This is a genomic window from Chamaesiphon sp. VAR_69_metabat_338 (genome assembly GCF_031423935.1).
In the GTDB taxonomy this organism is placed as follows: domain Bacteria; phylum Cyanobacteriota; class Cyanobacteriia; order Cyanobacteriales; family Chamaesiphonaceae; genus Chamaesiphon.
This window is the reverse complement of sequence record NZ_JANPGM010000129.1, coordinates 1-1,832: the sequence shown is the minus strand read 5'-3', so window position 1 is coordinate 1,832 and position 1,832 is coordinate 1. Positions and strand designations below refer to the sequence as shown.

2 protein-coding genes are annotated in these 1,832 nt (G+C 49.0%); one reads left to right on the top strand and one right to left on the bottom strand.

The window, feature by feature from the left end:
* Positions 1 to 51 precede the first annotated feature (51 nt).
* Positions 52 to 828 carry an enoyl-ACP reductase FabI gene (gene fabI / locus RMO84_RS03705; protein WP_310487109.1) on the bottom strand — a complete coding sequence of 259 codons (777 nt, stop codon included), beginning with the start codon at positions 826 to 828 and terminating at the stop codon, positions 52 to 54.
* Between the two features lie 313 nt (positions 829 to 1,141).
* On the opposite strand from fabI, the gene ntcA reads away from it, so the two are divergent.
* Complete coding sequence (ntcA, locus tag RMO84_RS03700; RefSeq protein WP_310487110.1) at positions 1,142 to 1,819, top strand: global nitrogen regulator NtcA; 678 nt, start codon at positions 1,142 to 1,144, stop codon at positions 1,817 to 1,819.
* The last annotated feature ends 13 nt before the right edge of the window (positions 1,820 to 1,832 follow it).

Here is a 1,832-nt window from a genome sequence, read left to right as displayed (position 1 = left end):
CCTAACCCCTAACCCCTATCCCCTATTCCCTAACCCCTATCCCCTATCCCATTACATTCCCACCGTCTCGTACCCAGCATCCACATAGATAATCTGTCCGGTAATGCCACTTGCCAGATCGCTAGCTAAGAAAGCGGCGGCATTGCCAACTTCAGTCTGGGTAACGGTGCGGCGCAGTGGTGCCACTTCTTCAACGTGGTGAATCATATCCAAAATACCACCCACTGCTGAAGATGCCAAAGTCCGAATCGGCCCTGCGGAGATGCCATTGACGCGGACATTTTGAGTGCCCAATTCGGCGGCGAGATAGCGGACGCTCATTTCCAAACCTGCTTTGGCGATTCCCATTACATTGTAATTGGGAATGACTTTGACCCCACCGAGATAAGTGAGGGTGATAATACTGCCACCCGCCGTCATCAGCGGTTTGGCGGCTCCGGCTAGCCGATTGAGCGAATAAGTACTGATATCCATCGCCTGGGCGAAACCCGCTCTGGAAGTTTTACTAAAATCGCCAGAAAGATCTTCTTTATTGGCAAAAGCCAGACAGTGAATCAGGATATCGACACGTCCCCATTTTTCACCAACTTCGGCAAAAGTGCGATCGATTTGAGCGTCATCTTGAACGTTGAGCGGCAGATAAATGCTCGGGTTGAGCGGCGCGACTAACTCCTCAACTTTCCGCTCCATTTTGCCCTTTTCGTCGGGGAGGTAGGTGATCCCGATATTTGCTCCCGCCGCATGGAGTTGTTGCGCGATCCCCCAAGCGATCGATCGATTATTCGCAATTCCAGTTACTAAGGCGTTTTTGCCGCTTAAATTTAACACGATAATTTCGTTCCATCTTAACTCGCACGGCTCATGATATCAGGTAGTTGGTACCCAGCTAAATGGCAAGGGTTGAGTCTTTAGCGATCGCGGTTAGCTAAACTCACCTAACTCGATCGATTTTATAATGGTCTACAGGCGATCGACCGGACAACGATCGCTGCCCACATATACTTAGTATTCTGGGATACAAAAAACTATTGGCAAGTCAGATTAAGTATTGTGTAATACCTTCGATCGGGGACTAGAGGTCGATCGCCTGTTCGATTCCCAAATTGTGAGTTCAAATATTCTCAGCCAGAGCAAATTTAAGATGGTCATGACGCAAGATAAACCGATCGCTAGTGTCTTTCAGCAAATGGCTGGAGGCGAGTTTCCGCCGGTGTTAGAGACGTTCGATCGCAATAAGACGATTTTTTTTCCTGGCGATCCTGCCGAACGGGTGTATTTTCTCACTAAAGGGGCGGTAAAACTATCGCGCGTCTACGAAGCAGGCGAAGAGATTACCGTGGCCTTACTGCGCGAGAATAGCGTGTTTGGGGTGCTATCGCTGATTACGGGCAACAAGTCGGACAGGTTTTATCATGCAGTCGCGTTTACCCCGGTCGAGTTATTATCAGTCTCGATCGAGCAATTTGAAAAAGCTCTTAGAGACAATCCCGAACTATCTTGGATTATGCTTAGAGGCTTATCATCGCGCATTCTCCAAACCGAGATGATGATCGAAACCCTGGCACATCGCGATATGGGATCGCGACTGGCGAGTTTCTTGCTGATCTTGTGTCGAGATTTTGGCATCCCCAACGGCAATGGCATCACGATCGATCTCAAATTATCCCACCAAGCGATCGCCGAAGCCATTGGTTCGACCCGCGTGACTGTTACGCGACTACTCGGCGATTTGCGCGATGAAGAAAACCAAGTCATCTCGATCCAGAAGAAAAAAATCACCGTGCATAATCCGGTGGCTTTGAGTCAGCAGTTTAATTAGGGGATAGGGAATA

Excerpts from the sequence above, each read along its gene's own strand:
- ntcA (WP_310487110.1), top strand. The coding sequence starts at position 1,142 with ATGGTCATGACGCAAGATAAACCGATCGCTAGTGTCTTTCAGCAAATG.